Origin of the sequence: Paenibacillus sp. Soil787, assembly GCF_001429545.1 — a bacterium.
GTDB lineage: Bacteria > Bacillota > Bacilli > Paenibacillales > NBRC-103111 > Paenibacillus_E.
The window spans coordinates 1-24,754 of record NZ_LMSP01000003.1 but is presented as its reverse complement, the minus strand read 5'-3'; the positions used below and the strand labels follow the sequence as shown (position 1 = coordinate 24,754).

General features: G+C 45.5%; 16 protein-coding genes. All 16 read left to right on the top strand.

The window, feature by feature from the left end; all coding sequences use genetic code 11:
• The first annotated feature begins 336 nt into the window (after positions 1–336).
• The 16 genes from ASG93_RS06355 (at position 337) to ASG93_RS06280 (ending at position 24,606) form a co-directional block, all read left to right on the top strand.
• The gene (locus ASG93_RS06355; RefSeq protein ID WP_056830013.1) at positions 337–5,235 is read left to right on the top strand and encodes a LamG-like jellyroll fold domain-containing protein; all 4,899 of its coding nucleotides are present in this window, start codon (positions 337–339) and stop codon (positions 5,233–5,235) included.
• A gap of 175 nt (positions 5,236–5,410) precedes the next feature.
• Complete coding sequence (locus ASG93_RS06350; protein WP_056830012.1) at positions 5,411–6,451, top strand: ABC transporter substrate-binding protein; 1,041 nt, start codon at positions 5,411–5,413, stop codon at positions 6,449–6,451.
• Positions 6,452–6,585: 134 nt separating this feature from the next.
• Positions 6,586–8,103 (top strand): sugar ABC transporter ATP-binding protein, encoded by a 1,518-nt coding sequence (locus ASG93_RS06345; protein ID WP_321166672.1) that lies wholly within the window; start codon positions 6,586–6,588, stop codon positions 8,101–8,103.
• The gene (locus ASG93_RS06340) at positions 8,103–9,122 is read left to right on the top strand and encodes an ABC transporter permease (protein ID WP_056830010.1); all 1,020 of its coding nucleotides are present in this window, start codon (positions 8,103–8,105) and stop codon (positions 9,120–9,122) included. Before ASG93_RS06345 ends, ASG93_RS06340 begins: the two co-directional genes overlap by 1 nt.
• Positions 9,119–10,102: a galactofuranose ABC transporter, permease protein YjfF gene (gene yjfF, locus ASG93_RS06335; RefSeq protein WP_056830008.1), complete on the top strand. Its 984-nt coding sequence runs from the start codon at positions 9,119–9,121 to the stop codon at positions 10,100–10,102. The genes ASG93_RS06340 and yjfF overlap by 4 nt, the downstream gene beginning before the upstream one ends.
• Positions 10,103–10,132: 30 nt before the next feature.
• On the top strand, positions 10,133–10,372 hold the full coding sequence (locus tag ASG93_RS06330) for an HPr family phosphocarrier protein (protein ID WP_056830006.1): 240 nt from the start codon (positions 10,133–10,135) through the stop codon (positions 10,370–10,372).
• A gap of 188 nt (positions 10,373–10,560) precedes the next feature.
• Complete coding sequence (locus ASG93_RS06325) at positions 10,561–11,565, top strand: LacI family DNA-binding transcriptional regulator (protein WP_056830004.1); 1,005 nt, start codon at positions 10,561–10,563, stop codon at positions 11,563–11,565.
• 71 nt (positions 11,566–11,636) lie between these two features.
• Positions 11,637–12,593: an ABC transporter permease gene (locus tag ASG93_RS06320; protein ID WP_056830001.1), complete on the top strand. Its 957-nt coding sequence runs from the start codon at positions 11,637–11,639 to the stop codon at positions 12,591–12,593.
• 24 nt (positions 12,594–12,617) lie between these two features.
• Positions 12,618–13,514 carry a carbohydrate ABC transporter permease gene (locus ASG93_RS06315; RefSeq protein ID WP_056830000.1) on the top strand — a complete coding sequence of 299 codons (897 nt, stop codon included), beginning with the start codon at positions 12,618–12,620 and terminating at the stop codon, positions 13,512–13,514.
• Between the two features lie 106 nt (positions 13,515–13,620).
• The gene (locus ASG93_RS06310; RefSeq protein WP_056829998.1) at positions 13,621–15,279 is read left to right on the top strand and encodes an extracellular solute-binding protein; all 1,659 of its coding nucleotides are present in this window, start codon (positions 13,621–13,623) and stop codon (positions 15,277–15,279) included.
• A 29-nt stretch (positions 15,280–15,308) separates the two neighbouring features.
• A complete protein-coding gene (locus tag ASG93_RS06305) occupies positions 15,309–17,552 on the top strand; it encodes a GH32 C-terminal domain-containing protein (protein ID WP_056829995.1) in 2,244 nt (747 codons plus the stop codon).
• Between the two features lie 36 nt (positions 17,553–17,588).
• Complete coding sequence (locus ASG93_RS06300) at positions 17,589–18,557, top strand: carbohydrate kinase family protein (protein ID WP_056829993.1); 969 nt, start codon at positions 17,589–17,591, stop codon at positions 18,555–18,557.
• Positions 18,544–20,061 (top strand): glycoside hydrolase family 32 protein, encoded by a 1,518-nt coding sequence (locus tag ASG93_RS06295; RefSeq protein ID WP_056829992.1) that lies wholly within the window; start codon positions 18,544–18,546, stop codon positions 20,059–20,061. Before ASG93_RS06300 ends, ASG93_RS06295 begins: the two co-directional genes overlap by 14 nt.
• 118 nt (positions 20,062–20,179) lie before the next feature.
• A complete protein-coding gene (locus ASG93_RS06290) occupies positions 20,180–21,187 on the top strand; it encodes a substrate-binding domain-containing protein (RefSeq protein ID WP_056829990.1) in 1,008 nt (335 codons plus the stop codon).
• Between the two features lie 14 nt (positions 21,188–21,201).
• A complete protein-coding gene (locus ASG93_RS06285; RefSeq protein ID WP_056829988.1) occupies positions 21,202–22,815 on the top strand; it encodes a response regulator in 1,614 nt (537 codons plus the stop codon).
• A 12-nt stretch (positions 22,816–22,827) separates the two neighbouring features.
• Positions 22,828–24,606, top strand: coding sequence for a sensor histidine kinase (locus ASG93_RS06280; RefSeq protein ID WP_056829986.1), 1,779 nt, complete (start codon positions 22,828–22,830; stop codon positions 24,604–24,606).
• The last annotated feature ends 148 nt before the right edge of the window (positions 24,607–24,754 follow it).

Genomic DNA, 24,754 nt, shown 5'->3' with positions numbered 1-24,754 from the left:
GCTTAGTCCGGTGTTGACTTCAATCACAGAGGTACTTGGTATTAAACCAAGGCCTCTGTTTTTTTCGTAGCTAAGAAAGTATAAGTTTTATACTTTTGCTTCGCATCTACCTTGACAAACGCGTTCGTCCCTTAAGGACGACGAAGTCGTTTATCCTTGGTAGATTCATGTTAAAAAATCCCAAATAATAATGATTAATTCGAAAGAAATTCCATTTTTCCTAAAATGTAAGCGTTCTATAATTGGCTTAGTAGGAGGTGAATGCAGCTGGAAGCATCCGCGTTCCAATAAAAAATGTTTGAAAGGTACTTTAAAACATGGAAGGAGAAAGTAAACATGAGAAAAAAGACGCTTTCGGTTCTATTAATTGCGTTCATGCTGTGCATGGGTGCAATACCGGTACCCATTTCGGTGCATGCGGCAAGTGCATTGGCCGGATACTGGAATTTGGATGAAGGCAACGGTGCGGCAGCGGGCGATTTATCGGGGCAGGGTCATGCAGGAACGCTGAAAAATAGCGCAGGTTGGTCATCGGGAGTGGTGGGCAGCCACGGGATCGGCTTGAACGGAACGAATCAATATGTCGATATTGCGGCGTCTGTTGTCGATACAACCCAAAGTTATTCGGTAACAGCTTGGGTAAAATTGAACAAAGTAAGCGGATTTCAAACCGCAGTCAGTATGGACGGCAGCATAGGGAGCGCATTCTACCTTCAATTAAGGGGGGATACCGGCAAATTCGCTTTCACGGGACTTAATTCCGATTCGAATGGGGCGCCGGGAACATTTGCTTCATCGGTCACAGCTCCGACTGCAGGCACTTGGTATCATCTTGCCGGCGTTTATGACGCTGCGGCCAAAACGGTATCGCTATATGTAAACGGGACGCTGCAGGAGGTAACATCCTATACAACCGCCTGGAAGGCAGCCGGTAATACCGAGATCGGGCGCGCTAAGTTTAACGCCGGACTGGTCGATTATTTCGGGGGTCAAATTGATGACGTGCGTCTTTATAACGGAGTCATTGACGTTTCTACGGTTCAATCGGCGGCCAAATCGGCTTATTGGAAATTGGATGAGGGAAGCGGTTCCGTTACCAATGACGCGACCGGCTTCGGCCATGACGGTACTCTGCTGAATGGCGCTGCATGGACGGCGGGGCAAATCGGAGCTTCAGCCGTTCAACTGAACGGTTCCAACCAGAGTGTGAATATTTCTGGTCCGGTTGTTGACACGACCCAGAGCTACTCCGTGTCTGCATGGGTGAAGCCGGACAATATTGCCAATTACCGAACGGCAGTAAGCATAGACGGTACGCAAGGCAGCGCATTTTATTTGCAGCTCCGAGGCGATACCGGGAAGTTTGCATTTACTGGCCTTAATGCCGACCAGGCTCAAGCTGCAGGCACGTTCGCTTCAGCAGACAGCGTTCCTGCAGCCAACACCTGGTACCACCTGACAGGCGTTTACGACGCTGCTGCCAAAACGTTGTCCCTGTACATGAACGGCGCTCTTCAGCAGACAGTTCCCTATACACTGGCATGGAAGGCGGCAGGAAATACGGCAATAGGGCGAGGGAAATATGGAGCTGCTTCCGTCGACTATTGGTCCGGCGCGATTGACGATGTACAGATCTTCCCATTTGCGTTGGATCCTGCGCGAATTATCGCCTTGTCCAGTGCGGGATCCTGGAGCTTTGACGAAAGCACCGGCACGATCGCTGAGGATCAATCGCCGAATGCGGCGATCGGCAATGTGAGCGGCGCTTCATGGAGTGTAGGCAGATTCAATAACGGTTTGAGCTTTAATGGCAGCGCCAATTCCGTTGGAATGGGAACTGCCGGCGCTCTTAACTTCGGCAAAGACAACTTTACTCTGGCAGGCTGGTTCAAATCGGCAGGCACCGGCTGGCAGCGTATGCTGAGTAAGGGGAATTTCGGCTTTACGAACGGTTACCTGCTGCAGAACAGCGTTGGGGTAGCGGATGGTCACGTTGGCGCCGGAATTGGGGCGAACGGCAGTCAGAAGGACAGTATTTTATTTTACTCCAATCAAGCCTTTAATGACGGAAATTGGCATCATGCGGCAGCTGTCTTTGATCGAAAGACAGGGACGGCGCAATTATATATTGATGGAACGGCTCAGAACGTTAGTGTTATGGCAGGCACCTGCGGCGTCGTGACTGGAACCGTTGTCGATATTTCGGGCTGCAGGAATGCCGATGCCAGCTCATCCGATCCTTTCACGGCAGGCTCGTATAACGGCAACAATGAATTTACCAAAGGCAGCCTGGACGAAATGCATGTTTTCCATACGGCAATAAGTGCTAGCGTTATTCAACAATTGGCCGATTCAGCTGCCATCACGATCCATGCCGATCAGACAGGAGTGCATATAAGCCCAACGCTTTATGGTTTAATGTTCGAGGATATCAATCATTCCGGAGACGGGGGACTATATGCCGAGTTAATCCGCAACCGCAGCTTCTTGGACAGCGCCACGTCTCCGGTGAATTGGTCTCTTGTAAGTGGAGGCAGCTCGAATGGCTCGATCGCGCTTGATCCATCCATGCCCTTGAATGCAGCTCAACCGACCAGCTTGAAACTGAATGTTACTCAAGTTGCGGGCGGCCAGCGGGTGGGTACTACGAACAGCGGGTTCTGGGGCATTCCGGTAAAACCGGACACGACGTACAAAGCATCCTTCTATGCGAAAACCGACGGAAGCTACAACGGACCATTGACTGTGGGTATCGAGAGCAATGACGGCTCTACCGTCTTTGCACAAGCGACAGTGACGGGAGTTTCGAATAATTGGACAAAGTTCACTGTCGATTTAACGACCGGCAGCGGCATTACACCTTCATCTACGAACCGCTTTGTCATTTCTGCTTCGAATACAGGAACGATCTGGTTGGATATGGTTTCCCTGTTTCCTCCGACCTGGAACAACCGTTCTAACGGGATGAGAGTTGATTTGATGCAGAAACTTCAGGATATGAAGCCCAGCTTCTTGCGCTTTCCCGGAGGCAACTATCTGGAGGGGAATACGATTCCGGATCGCTTCCAATGGAAAAATACGATCGGCAATCCCGACCTTCGCCCTGGACACCAGAACAGTGCATGGGGATATCGGTCGACCGACGGATTAGGATTGCTGGAGTATTTGGAGTGGTGTAAAGATTTGAATGTGGTCCCCGTTCTTGGCGTCTATGCGGGTTATTCATTGAATGGTTCTTACGTACCGGCCGAACAGCTCGGACCCTACGTACAGGACGCTCTCGATGAAATCGAATATGTGACCGGTGCTCAAGATACGGTGTGGGGCGCTCGGCGCGCTGCCGATGGACATCCGGAGCCTTTCGCACTGCCTTATGTGGAGATCGGTAATGAGGATTGGTTTGATAGATCTGGCAGCTATGAGCAGCGTTACGCAGCATTCTATGATGCAATTAAGGCTAAGTACCCAAGTATTCAATTGATCGCCACTACCCCAGTGAAAAGCCGTACGATGGATGTCATTGACGAGCACTATTACGAGTCGAAGTCATGGTTTGTATCTAATGCAACGAGATACGATAACGATTCCCGGCACGGAACAGGGACAAAGGTATTCATCGGCGAGTATGCCGCTCAACAAGGAGCGCTTGCCACTGCACCGCCAAATTTGGATGCGGCCATCGGCGAGGCTGCATTTATGACGGGGCTGGAACGGAATTCCGATCTCGTTGTATTGGCGTCGTATGCGCCGCTGCTCATGAACGTCAACGCTGTGAATTGGAAACCGGACGCGATCGGATACGATGCGGTTACCAGTTACGGCGCGCCATCTTATTACGTGCAGAAGCTTTTCGGCGAAAATCACGGTGATGTCGTCATGCCGACGACGGTTGACGCTGCGAACGGCAATGGAGGCTTGTATGTCGTCTCCAGCAAGGATAGCAAATCTGGAACCATGTATGTGAAAGTGGTTAATCCGTCAAACGGAGCCAGGAAGACTACCGTAAACTTTAGCGGAATTGCTTCGCTGCCGGATGGAACGGCAACCGTGCTGACATCCGCAAACGGCACTGATACGAACAGTATTGCTTCACCGATGACAGTCGCGCCGGTTACGTCAAATCTATCGGTACAAGGAACTTCGCTTACGTATACGTTTGCAGCGAACTCGCTGACGGTATTCCGTTTTGGCAAGGATACCGGGGCAACTCCGACCTTGAGTCAGGTTACGCTCAAGGCTGACAAATCGCAGTTAAAACCGGGCGAAAACGTAGCGCTCCACCTTAGCGGAACCTTAAGCGACGGAACACCGGCCGATATGAGTAAAGCTTCCGTCACATACAGCACGAGCAATGGTTCGGTGGTTTCCGTGGACCTAAAAGGAAACCTCTCAGCTATAAAGGACGGAACTGCCGAAGTGAAGGCGCTCGTATCGCTAAACGGGAAAACAGTGGAATCCGCTGCGGCAGCGATCATGGTTGACGGTACGCCTCCTGTCACGACAGCTGCAGTGAACCCTTCTCTTCCGGATGGTCTTAACGGCTGGTATGCACATCCGGCAACGGTGACCTTAAGCGCCTCGGATCATTTGTCCGGCGCGGCAAAAACGGAATACAGTCTTGATGAAGGAGCTGCTTGGCAGTTGTATACGGCGCCGGTGACATTTAATAAAGATTCCAAGTATGCCTTCAGTTATCGTTCGACGGACAATGTGGGAAATACAGAGGCAGCGAAATCGATCAGCTTTAATCTAGACGCAACTGCACCGGCTATTGCAGTATCCGGATTAGCCGCAGGCAGCAGTTATAGTGACTCCGATGACTTAACGCCGCAGTTTGTGGTAACTGATGACTTATCAGGAGTTGACATCAGCAAGACTACAGTGACGCTGGATACTTATAGCTTTAAATCAGGGATCGCCATTCCGCTCTACACGCTATCGCTTGGTTCGCATACATTCATCGTAACGTCAAGCGACCTTGCAGGAAATCAGGGAAGCGAAGCGGTGACAATCAAGACGGAAGCAAGTTTAGATTCCCTAAAGTCATTGGTCACGCGGTTTACCCAAAATAATTGGATTGACAATGCAGGAATTGCCAATAGCCTTCAAGCGAAATTGACACAAGGGAACATGGGAAGTTTTCTTAATGAAGTACAGGCGCAAAGCGGGAAACATATATCAAGCGAGGCTGCGAAGTATCTATTGCGCGATGCAAGGTCTTTATTGCCAAATTAGGTGAAGAAAAAATTGAAATTGCAGCATAAAAAAACAACATTTTTGCCCTATGACCCGAAAAATGATCGAAAAATAGTCCAATTTATTCGTAATGGATTCTATTCATCAGTCTAAGGAAGCGCTTTAAAATAAAATTACACCCGTGAAGCGGTGAACAAAAGGGAGGGTTAACTCAATGAAAAAAGTATGGAAATCCAGCGCATTCCTGCTGGTTGCGGCAACGATGTTTTTGACAAGCGCGTGCGGCAGCAGCAGCCCGGCATCTACCTCCGGGTCAGCATCCCCGGCAGCGACCAAAGCGGCAGAGGCGGCCAAGCCTGCGGATAAAAAAATCGTATTGGGCTTCGCACAGGTCGGCGCGGAGAGCGGCTGGCGAACAGCCAATACCAAATCGATTCAGGATTCGGCTAAAGAAGCCGGCATCGACTTGAAATTTTCGGATGCTCAACAAAAGCAGGAAAACCAAATTAAAGCGATCCGCAGCTATATTGCGCAAAAAGTGGATGCAATCGCCTTCTCGCCGGTCGTAGAATCCGGTTGGGATACGGTCTTGAAGGAGGCTAAGGACGCTGGCATACCGGTTGTACTAACAGATCGTGCGGTCGATTCCAAAGATACTTCGCTGTACAAGACGTTCCTCGGCTCCGACTTTGTCGAAGAAGGACGTAACGCAGGCAAGTGGCTGGTGGAAAAAGTGAAAGACCAAAAAGGGCCGATCAACATTGTCGAGCTGCAAGGAACAACAGGTTCGGCGCCGGCGATCGACCGTAAAAAAGGTTTCGAGGAAGTGATCAAATCAAACCCGAACCTGAAAATTGTGAAATCGCAAACAGGTGACTTTACGCGCGCCAAAGGCAAAGAGGTAATGGAGGCGTTCATCAAATCCGCGAAAGCTGAGAACACCAAAATGGACGTACTTTACGCGCATAACGACGATATGGCCCTCGGCGCCATTCAGGCTCTTGAAGAAGCCGGCATCAAACCGGGTAAAGATATTCTTGTCATTTCCTTGGACGGCACGAAGGATGCGTTCACAGCGATGAAAGACGGCAAAATCAACGTCATCGTTGAATGCAATCCGCTCATGGGACCCCAAGTCATGCAAATCGTGAAGGACGTAGTTGCGGGGAAAGAAGTTCCGAAGCGCATCTTGACCAAAGAAGGCGTATTCCCTCAAGAAACCGCGGAGAAAGAATTGCCTAACCGTCAATACTAATTTGGTAAAAAGAAAGCGCTAACTGCCAGGCAAACTCCCGCAAGCTGTACATCTGAGCTTTAACTCCGTTCATGCGCAGCTTGCTGATAATTTGCCTGGTTTTTATTGTTACACAGGATAGGAGGCCGAAGAAGGTGACAGAGAAAAAACCTCGATTACTCATGGAGCATATCCATAAGCATTTTCCCGGCGTTAAAGCGCTGAGCGATGTCAGTTTTCGCCTGTTTCAAGGCGAAATTCACGCGTTAATGGGACAAAATGGCGCGGGCAAGTCAACTTTAATCAAGGTGTTGACCGGCGTGCATGCCATTGACGAAGGACGGATTTGGCTTGACGATAAGGAGATACGTGCCGAAAGTCCGCTGGAGGCGCAGGAGCTTGGCATCAGCACTGTCTATCAAGAAGTGAACCTTTGTACGAACCTGACCGTATCGGAAAATATTTTCATCGGACGAGAGCCGATGCGCAGAGGGTTTATCGATTGGAAGGAAATGAACCGCCGTTCGCATGAATTGCTGAAACGGCTGAATATAGAGATTGACCCATCCAGGCTTCTCGGCTCTTACTCGGTAGCCATTCAACAAATGGTTGCGATTGCCAGAGCGCTAAACGTATCCGCTAAAGTGTTGATTCTGGATGAACCGACGTCAAGCCTGGATACGAATGAAGTCCAAGAGCTGTTTAAAGTGATGCGCAAGCTGAAGTCCGAAGGACTGGCGATATTATTCGTCACGCATTTTCTCGATCAAGTGTTTGAAATGTCAGATCGCATCACTATTTTACGCAACGGCCAGTTCGAAGGCGAGTATTTGACCGATCGGCTAACACGAATGGATCTGGTATCGCGGATGATTGGCAAGGAAATAAGCGAATTGGAACAACTGCCGGTTGTCAGGGCAACACATAAAGGCAGTCAGCCGAGGGAAGCCTTTTTGCAGGCTCATCAGGTGGGGCGTAAAGGTTCTGTCGAGCCATTCGATTTAAATCTCTATCCCGGGGAAATTCTAAGTCTAGCGGGTTTATTAGGTTCGGGGCGGACAGAAATGGCCCGCATTCTTTGTGGCGTTGACCGTGCGGATCAAGGAGAATTGAAAATTAACGGGAAAGTTGTCAATCTTTATTCTCCGCGTCAAGCGATTGATGCGGGAATTGCCTACTGTCCGGAAAATAGGAAGACGGAGGCGATTATCGAAGATTTGACCGTCAGAGAAAATATCATTCTCGCGATGCAGGCGACGATCGGAACGTTCCGTTATTTGCCGAGAAAGAAGCAGACCGAGCTTGCGGATACGTATATCAAGCTTTTGAATATCAAGACACCGAGTCCGGAGACCTTGATCAAAAACTTGAGCGGCGGCAATCAGCAGAAGGTGATTCTGGGGCGCTCTCTCTTGACCAATCCGAAGCTGCTCATACTCGATGAGCCGACAAGAGGGATTGATGTTGGAGCGAAGAGCGAGATTCAGAAGCAGATGGCGCTGCTCTGCGAAAAAGGGATGTCGATTCTGTTCATTTCTTCCGAGCTGGAGGAGGTTGTCAGATCGAGTACGAGAATCGCCGTTCTCCGCGATCGGCGCAAGATTGCCGAGATCGACAATGACGGAGTTAGCCAGCAGGATATTATGCAAGCCATCGCAGGAGGGGAAGCCTGATGAACAATCGATTGCTTTGGCCGTTGATAACGCTGGCTTTCTTGTTAATTGTCAACGTGATACACAATCAAGATTTTTTCGCAATTACGATGAAGGACGGGCACTTGTTCGGCAGCCTGATCGATATTCTTAACCGCGCTGCGCCGCTCGTGCTGATCTCGATCGGGATGACGTTCGTGATCGCGACCAAAGGCATCGATCTCTCGGTCGGATCGATCGTTTCCATCGCGGGAGCGATGTCCTGCTTGCTGATCAGCAAGCAGGATGGCAGCAGCATGGGCACGCTTTTCATCGCTGTTGGCTTAGCACTGCTGCTTTCGCTGGCAGCAGGCGCCTGGAACGGTCTGCTGGTCAGTACGCTCGGCATCCAGCCTATCGTGGCGACGCTCATTCTGATGGTTGCCGGGAGAGGCGTGGCTCAATTGATCACGAGCGGTCAGATCATCACGATATCCTCGCCGCATTATTCGTTTATCGGCGGAGGCTACTTACTTGGTCTGCCGTTCTCGATCTTCATTATTGCCCTGATATTCATGATCGCTTCCGTGTTAACCCGGAAGACGGCGATCGGCTTGTTTATCGAATCCGTCGGCTCTAATAGGGTGGCCAGCAGGCTGGCAGGGATTAACTCGGGCCGAATTATTTTTATCGTTTACGTGCTCTGTGCATTCTTAAGCGGACTTGCCGGCATCCTATTAAGCTCCAATGTATCCAGTGCGGACGGTAATAACGCGGGACTATGGTATGAGCTGGATGCGATACTGGCTGTCGTTATCGGCGGCAATTCGCTGAACGGCGGGAGATTTTATTTGACAGGCACGATCCTGGGCGCGCTTATTATCCAGACATTGACCACATCGATTTATTCGATCGGGGTGCCTCCGGAAATCACACTTGTCGTGAAAGCAATCGTCGTTCTGGTCGTATGCCTGATTCAATCGGACAATTTCCGCAAAACGCTGGCATCCAAACGGAAAAAAAATCATAAAGCAGTAAAGCAAGAGGAGGTTGCCCTATGAGACTCCGCAGTGTGGATAAACGATACCTGCCGCTTCTTGTCACGATCGGATTATTTATGTTCATGTTCGCCGCAGGGTCTGTCGAATATACCGGATTTTTTTCACTGCAAGTCTTTTTTAACTTGCTGATTGACAATTCTTTCTTGCTGATCGCGGCGATCGGAATGACCTTCGTCATTCTATCGGGAGGCATTGACCTGTCCGTCGGCTCCGTGATTGCCTTGACAACAATGATTTCGGCGAGTCTGGTTCAAAATCATCATTGGGCGCCGCTCCTCGTCATCCCTCTCGTGCTAGCGCTCGGCAGCTTGATAGGTTGGGGCATGGGCAGTCTGATTCATCATTTCAACCTGCAGCCCTTTATCGTAACGCTAGCAGGGATGTTCTTAGCGAGGGGCTTGTGCTATGTCATCAGCATCGAAAGCATAACGATCGATAATGAATGGTACAAAGCGGTTTCTCAAACCAAAGTATACGTATTTGGCAAATCCTATATATCGATCAGCGTGATCATCGCATTATGTGTGGTTGCGGCAGGAATTTTCTTGGCGCATTATACGAAGCTTGGTCGCAATATTTATGCCTTGGGCGGGAATGAGCAATCTTCCATCCTAATGGGACTGCCGGTCAAGCGGACCAAAATTCTCGTATATACCTTAAGCGGTTTTTGTTCCTCCTTAGCCGGTGTGGTGTTTACGTTCTACATGCTCTCCGGATACGGCTTGCACGCATTAGGAACGGAATTGGATACGATTGCTGCCGTTGTGATCGGAGGCACGCTATTGACGGGAGGTACCGGGTATGTAGCCGGCACCTTGGTGGGCGTGCTGATCCAGGGCATCATTCAGACGCTGATTATGTTCGAGGGCACGTTAAGCTCATGGTGGACGAAAATTGCGATTGGCATGCTGCTGTTCCTGTTTATTCTTCTGCAAAAACTGCTGGGGGCAAGAAAAAAAGCCGGTGAACTGACCGTATAAATTTGACAGGTGCTTGAGGAGGGAACCCAATTGCAAAGAACGACGCAAATCGGCTGGGAGATATCGAAAACGGCGAATCAGTTCAAATCCTCATGTGTATTAAAGTTCGGCACTGTCGCGGTGGATGCCAAAAGCATTCTTAGCGTGTTCGTCACCTTGGCCGACCAGCAACAGTATGAGCTCTATGTGATCGGGCCGGACGCTGAGGAAGCAAAAAGAGCGATGTCGGATTTGTTCGCGCGTTATGATTTGTCTTATGTCATAAAATAATCAGGCGGTTGACCGATGAAACGATCAATGTCGAGAGAATTAAAATGGAGCAGACTGTTGAAGCGGTTTGCTTTTTTTTTTTTTCCAAAATAACAGTAAGAAAATAATTGACAGAATATTATGTGTGATCGTATAATTCAAGAAAACGGTTACGTAAACGTTTTACTTGAGAAGAGAGGATCGACAATATGCGATCGGGAATCAAACAAGTAGCTGAAAAAGCGGGTGTCTCTATAGCTACGGTTTCTCATGTTATTAATAATACCCGCTTTGTTTCAGAAGAAACGAAGATCAAAGTTTTTCATGTTATGAAGGAGCTTGATTATCGTCCGAATTCAGCAGCACGGAGTTTACGCAGTCAAAAATCTAATACCATTGGACTGATTGTTCCCGTTCTTCCTTCTGACACCTCCAATTTCTTCTTTATGATGGTGGCTCAGGGAATCCAAAGCACGTTGAAACGACATGGGTACCATTTGCTATTAAGCAACAATACGACGGAAGAAATTGAAGACGAGAAAGAGCAGATCAAATTATTTAATTCAAAATTGATTGATGGTCTGATTATTGCTTCCATTGCTGAAGATGTTAGTTATCTGAATGACATCGTAGCGTCTGATTATCCTATCGTTTTTATTGATCGAAAACCTAGTGGTTTTAGCGGAGATTATGTACTTGCTGACGGATATGGCGGCTCGTATGAAGCTGTTCATACTTTTATTGAAAAAGGTCACCGAAGAATAGGTCTAATAACAGGAGGGCTTGGCATTTCGACAAGCAATGAGCGTTTAGAAGGTTACAAAAAAGCTTTGCAGGATAATGGGATTCCGTTCGATTCTTCGTTAATAAAAGTATCTGAATCCAACTTTGAAAGCGGATACGAAAGTGCCAAATCGTTGCTTTCAGAGCATTCAATCTCAGCCTTGTTTGTTGCCAATAATGTATTGACAATGGGGGTAATGAGATATTTGCAAGAGCGGCAAATGAAAATACCGGATGAGCTTGCCGTCATTGGGTTTGATGACTACGATTGGACGCAATTAACTACGCCGCCATTAACAGTAATCAGACAGCCATCCTTTGAGATCGGAGAAAAAGCAGCTGAAATTATGATCAATAGGATAGAAAAGACTGACACAAATTACAAAGAATATCGTTTACCTACCACACTTGTCATGAGGGGTTCGTGCTAGCAGTGAAGTACGAACCATTTTTTTGAAACTCAGAAAAACGTTTACGTAAACGAATACGTTAAGGGGGAAGCATGGTGAATACCTCGATACGAAAAGAGGCAGCATATTTGCAGGTGAGACAAAAGACAAATTTTCTAAAGCAAATCAGAAGGAATTATGAACTTTATTTATTAATATTGCCCGCTGTCATTTATTTTAGCATCTTTAAGTACTGGCCGATGTACGGGGTTCAGATCGCATTTAAGAAGTATGTAGCAGCTAAGGGGTTTTGGGGTAGCCCTTGGGTTGGATTTGAACACTTCGAACGATTCTTCCATTCTTATAATTTCTGGACCATTGTAAAAAATACTGTCGGTTTAAGCCTGTATTCTTTAGTCGTTGGATTCCCGGTTGCCATTTTCATCGCTCTATTGCTAAACCAATTGGCCAATGAGCGTTTTAAACGGTTCATCCAAACGGTCATTTATGCTCCTTACTTTATTTCAACCATAGTTCTGGTCGGCATGCTCAACGTTTTCTTATCTCCTACAAGCGGCATTGTCAATCATATTATTCAACTTTTTGGCGGCGAGCCCATCTTTTTTATATCCCAAGCAGGGTGGTTTAAAACGCTGTATGTATTATCTGGAGTTTGGCAGGAAACAGGGTTCGCATCTGTTATTTACTTGGCAGCTTTAGCCGGTATCGACCCCCATCTGCATGAAGCGGCGGTTATGGATGGAGCGAATAAATGGCAGAGGATCCGGCATATTGATATTCCTGGGATTGCGCCGACGATTTTGGTCTTGTTTACATTAGCCATAGGCAACCTGATGAACGTCGGTTTCGAAAAGGCCTTCCTGATGCAGAACGATCTGAATTTGGATTCGTCTGAGATTATTGCTACCTACGTTTATAGAGTAGGTTTGCTAAGGGCTGAATATAGCTATTCTGCAGCAATCGGTTTATTTAATGCTGTCATTAATTTTACTTTGCTTATTACTGTAAACCAAATTGTTAAAAAATTAAAAGGCAACGGCTTATTTTAGTAGATAAGAAAGGAGGGGAATTCGATGATTAAACTTAAATCCGGCAAAAGCAATGCAGATATTTGGTTCGATCTATTAAATCTAACGATCTTGACTGGATTCGCAATTCTTATCTTGTATCCACTTTATTTCGTGCTTATTGCGTCTTTTAGCGATCCTAACAGGATATATGCAGGAGACGTCTGGTTTATCCCACAAGGAATTACGTTTGAAGGATATATACGGATATTAGGAGACGTTCAAATTTGGCTTGGATATCGCAATTCCATTATGTATGCCGGGTTGGGCGCCATCATCAGTGTCTCGATTACAGTCGCTGCAGCCTACCCTTTATCTAGGAAAGATTTCTATGGAAAAAAAATGTTGATGCTGTTTTTTGTCTTCACTTTGTTCTTTTCGGGAGGACTTATCCCTACATACTTGATGGTGAAGCAATTGGGCATGGTCAATACGGTTTGGTCGGTTATCCTCCCTTCTGCTGTCGATGCTTTCGGTATTCTTATCGCGAGAACGTTCTTTGAAGCTACGATCCCTGATGAGTTGAGGGAGGCTGCTTCCATTGACGGATGTACGAATATGAGATTCTTTTGGAGCATTGTGCTCCCTCTTTCGAAACCGATCCTTGCAGTTCTCTTGCTTTTTGCAGTGGTACGGCAATGGAATGGATTCTTTGATGCATTAATTTATTTGGATAACAAAAATTTATTCCCATTACAGCTTGTTTTGCGGAATATTCTCATCCAAAGCCAACCGACCGGTGACTTGGTATCGAACATTGATACACTGGTCGCGAAAGAAAGAATTGCCGAATTGATCAAATACGGTGTCATTATCATTGCCGCTGCTCCCCTCCTCATCCTGTATCCGTTTTTGCAGCGTTATTTTGTCAAGGGTGTCATGGTTGGTTCCGTCAAAGGTTAATCGATTAGCAATGATCGCATTGAAGGAGGTGGTGCTTCTTCTAAGTCCGGGTATGATTCCATGTTTTATACTTTTCAATCATTGCAAATAAAAGGGAGGTTAACAAATGAAAAGAAATTTATTCATGATTACAACTTCGGTACTAAGCTTGTCCCTGGTGCTCGGTGGATGTACCGCTAAAAACGAAGCAAGTCCATCTCCTTCCGCCGGTGCTAGCAGTGCGCCTGCAAACAGCAACCTGAATGAGAGCGGTTTACCGATTGTTAAAGACAAAGTAACGATCAAAGCTGTCGCTCAAAGTGCGGAACTGGCTCCTGCTTATGGAGAAATGGAAATCTTCAAACGTCTTGAACAAACGACTAACGTCAAAGTTGAGTGGTCAAACATCCCAAAAGCTGATTACCAGCAGAAGAAAAACCTTCTTATGTCGACCGGTAATTTGCCTGAGCTGTTCTATGGGGCAGATTTCACAGATACGGATATTGTGAACTACAGCAAGGATGGCACCATTATTCCGCTCGATGATCTGATTAATAAATATATGCCGAATTTGAAAAAATTGTTCGAGAAAAACCCGGCATTGAAAGCGTTCGTCACATCTCCTGATGGACATATCTATGCATTGCCATCCGGTGAAGAATTAGGTTTCGGACAAGAAGGCATCGGATCCAACCCTGATTTCATGTTCCTTAACAAAGCATGGTTGGATAAATTGAACATGCAAATTCCTACAACGATTGATGAACTACATGATGTGTTAGCAGCGTTTAAAACAAAGGATCCGAACGGAAACGGCAAAGCCGATGAAGTTCCTATGTCCTTCATGAACACGTTCTGGACCGGGGATATCGGTTATTTATTTGGAGCATTTGGTGTGCCTGATAAAACATACCAGCCAGCCGATAATACTTACGCCGAACATTTGAATGTAAAAAATGGCAAGGTGAGCTTCTCGGCCGTTGACCCGAAATATAAAGAAGCTGTAGCTTATTTCCATAAATGGGTTGAAGAGGGACTTATCGACAAAGAATCCTTTACTTACAATAACAACCCGACTCCTTATTTCGCAAAAGGCAAAACGAAAGACGTAACGTTGGGCTCTTATCTCTGGTGGGAAGAAACTGAAATTGTAGGCAAAGACCGCGTTAAAGATTATGTGCTCATACCTCCATTCAAAAATATGGTGGTTAAATATAATAACGGATCTCAATGGGCTCGTGCTTCTGAAGTGATCACCAAAGCGGCTAAAAATCCTGAAATCATCGCAAGATGGCTGGACTATCAGTTTGAACCTAAAATCACAGCACAAATGCATTGGGGTCCAATTGGTGTGGCCTTTGAAGAAAAAGACGGTAAACTGGTTCAAAAAGAATTGCCTCAGGGTGAATCTGCTGGTGAATTCCGCCAAAAAGTAGCACCGAACCAATCTGGTGTAGTTACGGCAGAGGACTTCAAAACCATTGTAGCTCCTGAGCCTCGGGCTCAAGAAAGAATGGATCGCATTAAAAAATTCTTTGTTCCGCAAATGGAAAAAGAGAATTATCCGCTCATCTTCTTCACTCCGGAAGAGCTTGATAAAATCGCTAAAATCAAACCGGATCTGCAAAAATTCGTAGATCAAAAACGTACGAAATGGTTGATGGACGGTGGAGTAGAAAAAGATTGGGATGCTTACCTGTCCACTTTGAAGAAAATGGGACTTGACGACCTGATGAAAATCTACCAGGACGGTCTCGATCGTTATAACAAAGCTGCAAAAAAATAAGAAGTTAGAACAACAGGAGGAATCAAAAGATGGAACCTATTGCCTATTGGCCCTTTGACGAAGGGCAGGGCAGAATAGCCAAAGATCTGGCCTCGGGCTCTTGCGATCAGATTCGGTTTGCGCTGCTGAAAGGCCGTTACCAGCAGTCGCAAGATCCGATATGGCGCAAAGGCGTCTCTGGCAGTGCGCTCTTATTCGATGGTTATTCAACTTGGTTAGAAAGATCCGCTTCCTTAAGCCCCAGTTTATCCGAGGAATTAACGATTACAGCATGGATAGCGCCTCGCAGCTATGATTTCGGTGATGAAGAGCGCCTTGCTGCGATCGTCAATCAGCATGACAGAGAACGCTGCGAAGGTTACATTTTAGGCTTATCCCGCCACGGTTCCTGGTCGCTCCAGCTCGCGCTGGGCGATCAGTGGGTCGATGTCTGGGCGAGTGGGCATCCACTTCCGAAAGGGGAGTGGTCCTTCGTTGCTGCTACCTACGAAGCGAAGTCGGGACAGCTCAAACTGTATCTCAACGGCAGCGAGGTAGCTGTAAGAGAGCACTCGCAAATTCATATTTCCATTACGCCCAGCAATGAAGATTTGCTGATAGGACGCAACAATAAGGGAGTCATTTTAGCAGAAGCATTCACGATGAATATGTTTGACGGGTTAATGGATGAGCTGTGTGTGTATCATGCAGCAATGTCTGAGGAAGACATCGCGAGCTCCTATCGACATTACTTAGAGGCACATGACGGTGATATCCCAACCATTCCGTATGAAGATTTGGCCATTCCAAGAGCTTATTTTGCCCGGGACCGTCATCGTCCGCAGTATCATCTAACCTCTCCAGGGCACTGGATGAATGAACCGCATGCGCCGATTTATTTTAACGGTCAATATCATTTGTTTTATCAATTCAATCCGAATGGTCCTTTCTGGCATTATATTCATTGGGGACATTGGGTGAGCGAAGACTTGGTTCATTGGCGCGATTTGCCGGCTGCTCTAACTCCTGAACCAGGGATAGATCCAGATGGCATTTGGTCGGGAAGCGCAGCGTACGATGAGTCCGGATTTCCAGCTTTATTCTATACAGCGGGAAACCATAGCTTGACTCCGAATCAATCGGTTGGTTTAGCCCGCACTACGTATCCGCAGGATGGAGATCTCGACTTGAAGCAATGGGTGAAGCATCCCCATCCAATTGTCGTACAGGAGCCTGACACCCTATATTTAGGAGAATTCCGCGATCCTTTCGTGTGGAAGGAGGGGGATGTATGGATCATGCTGGTGGGTACTGGTGTTAGCAGTCAAGGCGGTACGGCAATGGTGTATGTTTCTTCGAATATGACGGAGTGGACCTGCAAAGGGCCTCTAATCATAAGCAATTATGAGCGATATCCGTTTTTAGGTGTCGTTTGGGAGCTGCCTGTTTTACTGCCGTTGAAACATAACGGAGATGATACGGGAAAGCATATATTGCTGATTAGCCCATGGGGCAAAGATGCTAAAGTCGAAGTCAATTATTGGATAGGGACTTGGGACAGAGCCAATTTTCGGTTCATTCCCGATCATGAAGAGCCACGGCTCATCGATGTGGGAGATTTTCATTTTACAGGTCCAAGCGGGATGGTCGATCCTGTAACGGGCAGATCACTGCTATTTACGATTGCCCAAGGCGAACGTACGCCGCAAATCGATTATGATTGCGGATGGTCACACGGTGCAGGCATGCCAATCGCCTTAAGCTTGCGGGAAGATGGACAACTGGGCATTGAACCTATTGAGGAGATTCAACAGCTGCGAGGCAGACAGCTTCTGGATTTAGAGGATGCAGATCTGGAAGAAGTCAACGAGCGCTTGTATCACATTCAAGGCGATGCACTCGAAATCCAGCTTGCCTTCAGCAGGGGGGCTGCCAGTCGGTACGGTCTTTCTGTGAGGCGAACACCGGACGGAGAAGAAGAAACCGTGCTTTATTACGATCAGGACCGGGAGCAACTCGGTGTAAACCGAGAGAAGTCGACGAGGGATCCTGATGAACGAATCAGAGGCATCCAAGAGGGAAGCCTTGAACTTCAAGGGGAAGACTTACAGCTCCGTGTTTATGTAGATAGATCGTTAATTGAAGCTTACGCTAACGGTTTGAAGAGTTTAACCACTCGAACCTATCCTTCAAGAATGGATGCACTTGGTTTGCATCTTCATGCAAATGGCGAATTACGCATTAGATCCATCAAGATTTGGGAGATGAAACCGGCTTTTATAGTTTCAGATTAAAGAGAATTTTTCACATAGTGGAGGTAGGAGAGAACGATGTATGATGTAGTTGCATTAGGTGAAGTCTTGATCGACTTTACACCAGCTGGGAAATCGGAGCTTGATTACGCGTTATTCGAGCGTAATCCGGGCGGGGCGCCGGCCAATGTGCTGGCTGCCCTAGCCAAATGGGGGAAGCAGACAGCTTTAATCAGTAAAGTCGGATTAGATCAACATGGACAATATTTAATTGAAACGCTGCAGCAGTGCGGCATCGATACGCGTGGAGTTGTAACGTCCACAGATACGAATACCACCTTGGCTTTTGTTCATTTGGATTCCCGAGGAGACCGTTCTTTCAGCTTCTACCGTAATCCAGGCGCGGATACCATGCTGGGCGAAAATGAAGTACTTCTCGAATTGATTGAACAGTCTAAGCTATTCCATTTTGGTTCTTTATCGTTGACAAATGAACCAGCAGCTTCCGCGACAAAGAAGGCACTCCTTTTCGCAAAAGATAAGGGCTGCATCATTTCCTTCGATCCTAATTTGAGAATCGCTCTCTGGACAGATTTGGGGTACGCCAGAAAGCAGATTGAATATGGATTAGCAAGAGCTGATATTGTCAAATTATCAGAAGAGGAACTCCTGTTTCTAACAGGGGTAAATGATCTCGAAGAAGGCTCTCGAATGATCTGCGATTCTTTCGGCCCTTCTCTGATTTTGATAACCTTAGCGGAAAAAGGAGCCTTCTATCGATTCGGTTATACAACTGGAATCGTGGCGGGATTTGAAGTGAATGCGATCGATTCGACAGGCGCAGGGGATGCCTTTTTCGGCGGATTTCTGAATACTTGGATAGAAATGAAGATGACGTTCGACGTACTGGGTGAAAATGAACTCCGCAGTATGATCAGGTTCGCCAATGCAGCTGGGGCATTAGCAACGACCCGCAGAGGGGCCATTCCGGCCATGCCCAGCATAGAAGAGATACGAAAGGTGACGAAGGATAATGACAACAGCTGACTACCAAGAACAATTCCGTCCGCAGCTTCATTTCACGCCGGCGGAGATGTGGTTGAATGACCCTAACGGCCTGGTATTTTATGAAGAAGAGTATCACCTTTTCTATCAATACCACCCCGAGAGTACGGTATGGGGACCTATGCATTGGGGACACGCTGTTAGTAAGGATCTGGTTCACTGGGAGCATCTTCCGATTGCACTCGCGCCGGATGGGAACGGCACTATTTTTTCAGGAAGCGCTGTAGTGGATAAGCAGGATACGAGCGGCTTCTTCGCAGGAGAATCAGGGCTTGTGGCTATTTTCACTCAGCACGATAAAGCTCTTGAGACAGATATTACGAGACAGACGCAGAGTATTGCTTTCAGCAAAGATAAAGGCAGAACCTGGACTCTATATGCGAACAATCCCGTGTTGATTGAGGAACGATTGACGGATTTCCGGGATCCCAAAGTATTTTGGCATGCTCCTCAGCAAAAGTGGGTGATGATCATCGCTGCAGGTGATCATGTCCGAATCTATACGTCCCCTAATTTGAAGGACTGGACGTATGTCAGCGAATTTGGCGCGGGTCATGGCTCGCATGCAGGTGTTTGGGAGTGTCCTGATTTATTTGCCCTGCCTGTTGATGGGGATGCGTTCGCCACGAAGTGGGTACTGATTGTGAGTATTGGGGATCATCCCGACAATAAGGAAGGGTCGAGGACGCAATATTTCATCGGCGATTTTGATGGCCATACGTTTATACCTGAAGAGTCTCCCGCACCTACACTTTGGCTTGACTATGGCAGAGACAATTACGCAGGAGTTACTTGGTCGGATTTTCCGGAAGAGGATGGAAGACGGGTTTTGATAGGCTGGATGAATAACTGGAAATACGCGAATAAGATACCAACATCCGCATGGAGAGGAGCCATGACGTTGCCTAGAGAGCTCTCGCTTTCTACTGAAACGGAAGGCATCCGAGTCATGCAGCGTCCCGTTCGGGAATTAAGTTCTCAAAGACGGGATGAAGAGAGATGGGAATCGTTTATTGTAAGCTCCGAATATGAACAAGAGGAAAATATTTTCGCTATGCCTCAAGGTGAGTTGCTTGAAATTATAGTTGAACTTGAAATAGGGGATGCTACCGAGTTCGGATTAAGGCTTAGTACTGCCGACAATGAAGAAACGATAATCGGCTATGCGACTAGTGAACAGAATCTGTTTATCGATCGTACGAAGTCAGGAACTGTGAATTTTCATGATGACTTCGCCTGCAAGCACAACGCTCCGCTGAAGCCAATGGACGGAACGATCAAACTAACTATTTTTGTCGATTGGTCCTCTGTTGAAGTGTTTTCGTACGACGGCAAGCTCGTCATGACCGATCTGGTTTTTCCGAGCTCATCCCGTAAGGAACTGAAGCTTTATGCTAAAGAAGGCAGTATAAGTGTAAAATCATTAACCTTTTATACACTGGAATCCATATATGCAAGTAAACTTGCACCTATCAGCCAATCATAAAAATCATAGAAATGCATCAGCGGCTGTTAATTAGATCTTGGATCATAACGGCCGCTAATTCTTGTTTCTATACATGTAAAAATGAGGAACAATCATAAAGTATTAGGGGATAGTTTAAATGAAAAGCATAAAAGCATTATCATTTGTATTTGCTGCATTTGCTTTGGTTGCACTTACCGCATGTTCTTCAAGTAAAATAACCGAGCCTTCAAAAACATCTGAATTAACGGTTGTGCCTTTGGCAACAGAAAGAGTTGAACCGACAAAAAAAGAGAAAGAAGTAGTGATAGGATTTACTTTGCAAAATTTAAATAATCCATTCTTTGTAGCGATGTCCAAAGGCGCTACTGCAGGTGCTATGCTGCATGGTGCTGACGTAATCACAGTAAGTGCAGAAGGTGATTTGGCTAAGCAAACTGCGCAAATTGAGGATTTTATTATAAAAAAAGTAAGTGTGATTCTTCTAAATGCTGTAGATTCCAAAGGTATAGCTGGTGCTGTTAGTCAAGCTAAAATGGCGGGCATCCCCGTCATTGCAGTTGACGTAGGCGCAGATGGAGGTGTGAACACGGTTATAACATCAGATAATTTTATTGCCGGAAAATTAGCTGGGGAATACATCGTTAAGCGATTGAATGGTAAAGGAAATGTTGCTGTCATTGATGGTCCATCTGTATCTGCTGTAACGGATCGTATCGCTGGATTTGAAGAAGCAATTAAAGCTGCTCCGGGAATAAGAGTAGTTGCTAAACAAAATGGGTATGGCAACCGTGAAACATCGATTACAACGATGGAGACCATTCTTCAAGCTAATAGAAAAGGAAAAATTGATGCTGTATTTGCAACGAATGATCCTTCTGGCGTTGGTGCCAAAATTGCTTCAGAACAAGCAGGTCGCGACAATGAAATGTTTATCGTTGGTGTAGACGGAGCGCCAGATGCCGTTAATGCGCTAAAAGAAAAGAAAAGCTTTGCCGCAAGCTCAGCGCAGTATCCATTTGAAATGATTAAATTGGCAATGGATGTAGGTTTTAAAGTTCTTAAAGGTGAAAAGGTAGAGTCATTAATCAAAATTCCTGTTGACCTGATCACTCAAGATAATGTAGATAGCTACAAAGGCTGGTAATAGTGGAGGACTCTATGTATAAGATTGTAATTGCGGATGATGAAGACAACGTAAGAGAGGGAATTCGGGAAAGTCTCAACTGGGATGAATTGGGATTTGGGGTGGTTGGCGTCTTTGAAAATGGCCGTGAGGTGATCCAGGCCATGGAACAGCTTCAACCCGATGTGGTTTTAACAGATATCAACATGCCTTTTATGGATGGTTTAGAAGTATCACGCTATCTTTTTGAACATTATCCTCACACCAAAATAATTATTCTTACGGGTTATGATGAATTTGAATACGCTCAGGAAGCTTTAAAGTTGAAGGTACACGATTATATCCTAAAGCCGAATACAGCTGATGAATTACATGAAATTCTCTCCAAAGTAAAAGCAGATTTAGATGATGAGAATCGCAAAGTGGAGGATTTAAGTAAGCTAAAGCAACAGCTTAGAGAAAGTTTGCCTCTAGTAAGAGAGCGCTTCTTGAACCAGCTGGTTACAGGGAATATACGCGGAGGCAAGCTTGAGGATAAGCTTGCTTATTTAGATATTGATTTATCGTTATCGAGAAGTCACTATGTTGTGGCTGTGATTGATGTAGATGATCATGGAGAATTGCAAAGGTTTTATCCTGAAAGTGAGAGTGAGCTGCTTTATTTTGCAGTATGTAATATCAGTTTAGAAATTATTGCGAGAGAGAAGAACGGAATCGTGTTCCAAAACAATAGTGAAAAAACAATCGTAATTCTCTATGGCGAGAATGTGGAAACGCTGCGTGAAGAGGCATTGCGAATTCTAGAAGAGATCAACTTATCGGTAAAAGAGTATCTGAGGTTTACGGTGTCCATTGGTGTAGGAGATATATGCACTTCTCTAAATAAAATTCATCTTTCTCATAAAAGGGCTTCGACTGCTCTTGAATATCGTTTTTTTCTGGGAAAGAATCGGATCATTCATATCAGCGATATTGAAGGGGAATTGGATGAGAGCATTCCCTACGATAAACTCTGGGAAAGAAAGCTCGTCCTTGGCTTGAAGTCTGGAACACAGCATGAGATTGAAGTGATCGTCGAGAATATCATTAAAAATCTGAAGGAATCCTATCTGCCAATGGATCGCTGTTATATTCACATACAGCAAATAATCGTCTCGATTATGGATGCTTTGGAAGAGCTTGATATTCGTGAAGCGCTACATAACAGCGCTGCTCTCAGCCCACTGACCGTCATTTATGGCTTAAAAACACTTGATGAAGTGGAAGTTTGGTTAAAAAGTTATTGCTCACGTACTACGAATATCATCCTTGAAACAAGAAACAACTTTTGTAAGATGCAAGCTATGAAAGCGGAAGAATATATAAAAGAGAATTATGCGGATACGAAAATATCCATGGATGCGGTTTGTAAATATCTTGTTCTAAGTACAAGTTATTTTAGCCTTATTTTTAAAAATCACACGGGAGAAACCTTCATAAGTTATCTTACTCGGATTCGCGTGGAAAAGTCGAAGGAACTACTTAAATGTACGGATTTAAAGACTTACGAAATCGCAGATCGTGTAGGGTATACGGACCCGCATTATTTTAACTTAATTTTCAAAAAAGCGATGGGTATGACTCCGACTGAATATCGCAGAATGATGTAAAGGGGCGTAAATATGGCAAGGCAACGATTCATTCGCTTTTTTCATTTCAAAAGTATTCAGTCAACCATTGCAGTTGCTTTTTCATGCTTAATTGTGGTTACGATTACTGTTATTGCATGGATGTCTTATCATCTTTCAACAGTTGCAGTAAAAAATAATTCACGCGACTATACCTATCAGCTCATGGGACAGGTGAGCTCCAATATAGATAGCTACATCAATTATATGGAAAATATATCTCAAATGGTTCTTTCCAATTACGATATCAAAGAGTACCTCTTAAAGCAGGTGTACCTTGGTGAAATCGGTAAGGAAGACTTGAAGCAGAAAATATCGTTCCAGCTGAATACCGTGTTGAATACAAGAAAGGATATATCGTCTGTCCTTATATTTGGTACGAACGGAAAAATTATTCCTTACAATGAGAAGATTAAACTAAATCCACAAGTGGATTTGGCGGAACAAAGCTGGTATAAGAAGGCCATTGAAGCAAAGGGGAAAGTCGTTATCTCTTCTTCACATGTACAAAATATGATTCTTAACGACTATAATTCAGTGATATCCTTAAGCCGTGAGCTCAGAAGTGATGTCGGGGATGAAAAGCTTGGCGTTCTGCTTGTAGACTTGAACTATAGTGTCATCAGCGATATTTGCAACAAGATTAAACTTGGGAATCGGGGATATGTTTTCATTGTGGATGCAAACGGAAACATTGTTTATCACCCAGAGCAGCAAATGATTAACAACAATCAGAAAATTGAATTGATCTCTGAGGTTATGCATACTCCTGGCAGTAACTTTGTGACTTCAGAAGGTAAAAATAGCCGGATGTACACAATTAAAACATCGCAAAGCACCGGATGGAAAATTGTCGGGGTCACTTATGTGGACGAGTTAGTCTCCAATAAGAATGAGCTGCAAACGTATACTTTTTTTGGAGGTATAGCATTTCTTATTATCGCAGTGTTACTCTCTTTCATTCTATCCTTACGTATTTCAAGACCCATTAAACATCTTGAAAGTTCGATGAAAGAGGTAGAGAAGGGCAATTTCGACATTCAGGTTGATATTCAAAGCTCCAATGAAATCGGGCATTTAAGTAATCGATTTAATCGAATGACGACAGAGATCAAAGAACTGATGCTGCAAAATATGAAAGAACAGGAATTAAAAAGAAAGAGTGAGTTGCAGGCTCTGCAAGCTCAGATAAACCCGCATTTCCTATACAATACCTTGGATTCGATTATATGGATGGCAGAGCTTAAAAAGTCGAAGGAAGTCGTCCTTATGACAGCTTCCTTAGCCAAGTTATTCCGTTTAAGCATTAGTAAAGGACAAGAATTTACTTCTATTTTCAACGAAATCGAGCATATTAAAAGCTATTTAACGATCCAAAAAATGCGCTATAAAACTAAATTGGATTTTGAAATCAATGTTGATAAGAGCATCCTTTCCTACAAGGTGATCAAAATTGTTTTGCAGCCTCTAGTAGAAAATGCGATTTACCACGGAATAAAAAATAATGCGGGTGTTGGTAGTGTTCAAATAACTGGGATACGTAAGGGGAACCGTATTCTTCTTCAGATCATTGATAATGGAATTGGAATGTCTTCAGAGGAGATCGATGACATATACCGAAAAACACGCATATCTAAGCATGGGAGTGGTATTGGTGTGCAAAATGTGAATCAAAGAATTAAGCTGCATTTTGGAGATCCGTTTGGGCTGCATTTCGAGAGTGAATTAGGGAAAGGAACTACCGTTAATATTTGGCTGCCAGTCATAGAATAGAAGTAAACAATCTAGTTAGCAAGGTCCCGTTCTAAGCGCCAACCACTGATCTAGCGCACAAAACCATCATGACCGAACCGGTCACCGCCATGTATGAAAATGAAAAGATGTTTTCAAAGACGAATTCCATCCAATACTGGATAATGGC

Bases quoted from the DNA above. Each gene is read 5' to 3' on its own strand.
- ASG93_RS06355 (WP_056830013.1), top strand. From the start codon at position 337: ATGAGAAAAAAGACGCTTTCGGTTCTATTAATTGCGTTCATGCTGTGC.
- ASG93_RS06350 (WP_056830012.1), top strand. From the start codon at position 5,411: ATGAAAAAAGTATGGAAATCCAGCGCATTCCTGCTGGTTGCGGCAACG.
- ASG93_RS06340 (WP_056830010.1), top strand. From the start codon at position 8,103: ATGAACAATCGATTGCTTTGGCCGTTGATAACGCTGGCTTTCTTGTTA.
- yjfF (WP_056830008.1), top strand. From the start codon at position 9,119: ATGAGACTCCGCAGTGTGGATAAACGATACCTGCCGCTTCTTGTCACG.
- ASG93_RS06325 (WP_056830004.1), top strand. From the start codon at position 10,561: ATGCGATCGGGAATCAAACAAGTAGCTGAAAAAGCGGGTGTCTCTATA.
- ASG93_RS06320 (WP_056830001.1), top strand. From the start codon at position 11,637: ATGGTGAATACCTCGATACGAAAAGAGGCAGCATATTTGCAGGTGAGA.
- ASG93_RS06315 (WP_056830000.1), top strand. From the start codon at position 12,618: ATGATTAAACTTAAATCCGGCAAAAGCAATGCAGATATTTGGTTCGAT.
- ASG93_RS06310 (WP_056829998.1), top strand. From the start codon at position 13,621: ATGAAAAGAAATTTATTCATGATTACAACTTCGGTACTAAGCTTGTCC.
- ASG93_RS06305 (WP_056829995.1), top strand. From the start codon at position 15,309: ATGGAACCTATTGCCTATTGGCCCTTTGACGAAGGGCAGGGCAGAATA.
- ASG93_RS06300 (WP_056829993.1), top strand. From the start codon at position 17,589: ATGTATGATGTAGTTGCATTAGGTGAAGTCTTGATCGACTTTACACCA.
- ASG93_RS06295 (WP_056829992.1), top strand. From the start codon at position 18,544: ATGACAACAGCTGACTACCAAGAACAATTCCGTCCGCAGCTTCATTTC.
- ASG93_RS06290 (WP_056829990.1), top strand. From the start codon at position 20,180: ATGAAAAGCATAAAAGCATTATCATTTGTATTTGCTGCATTTGCTTTG.
- ASG93_RS06285 (WP_056829988.1), top strand. From the start codon at position 21,202: ATGTATAAGATTGTAATTGCGGATGATGAAGACAACGTAAGAGAGGGA.
- ASG93_RS06280 (WP_056829986.1), top strand. From the start codon at position 22,828: ATGGCAAGGCAACGATTCATTCGCTTTTTTCATTTCAAAAGTATTCAG.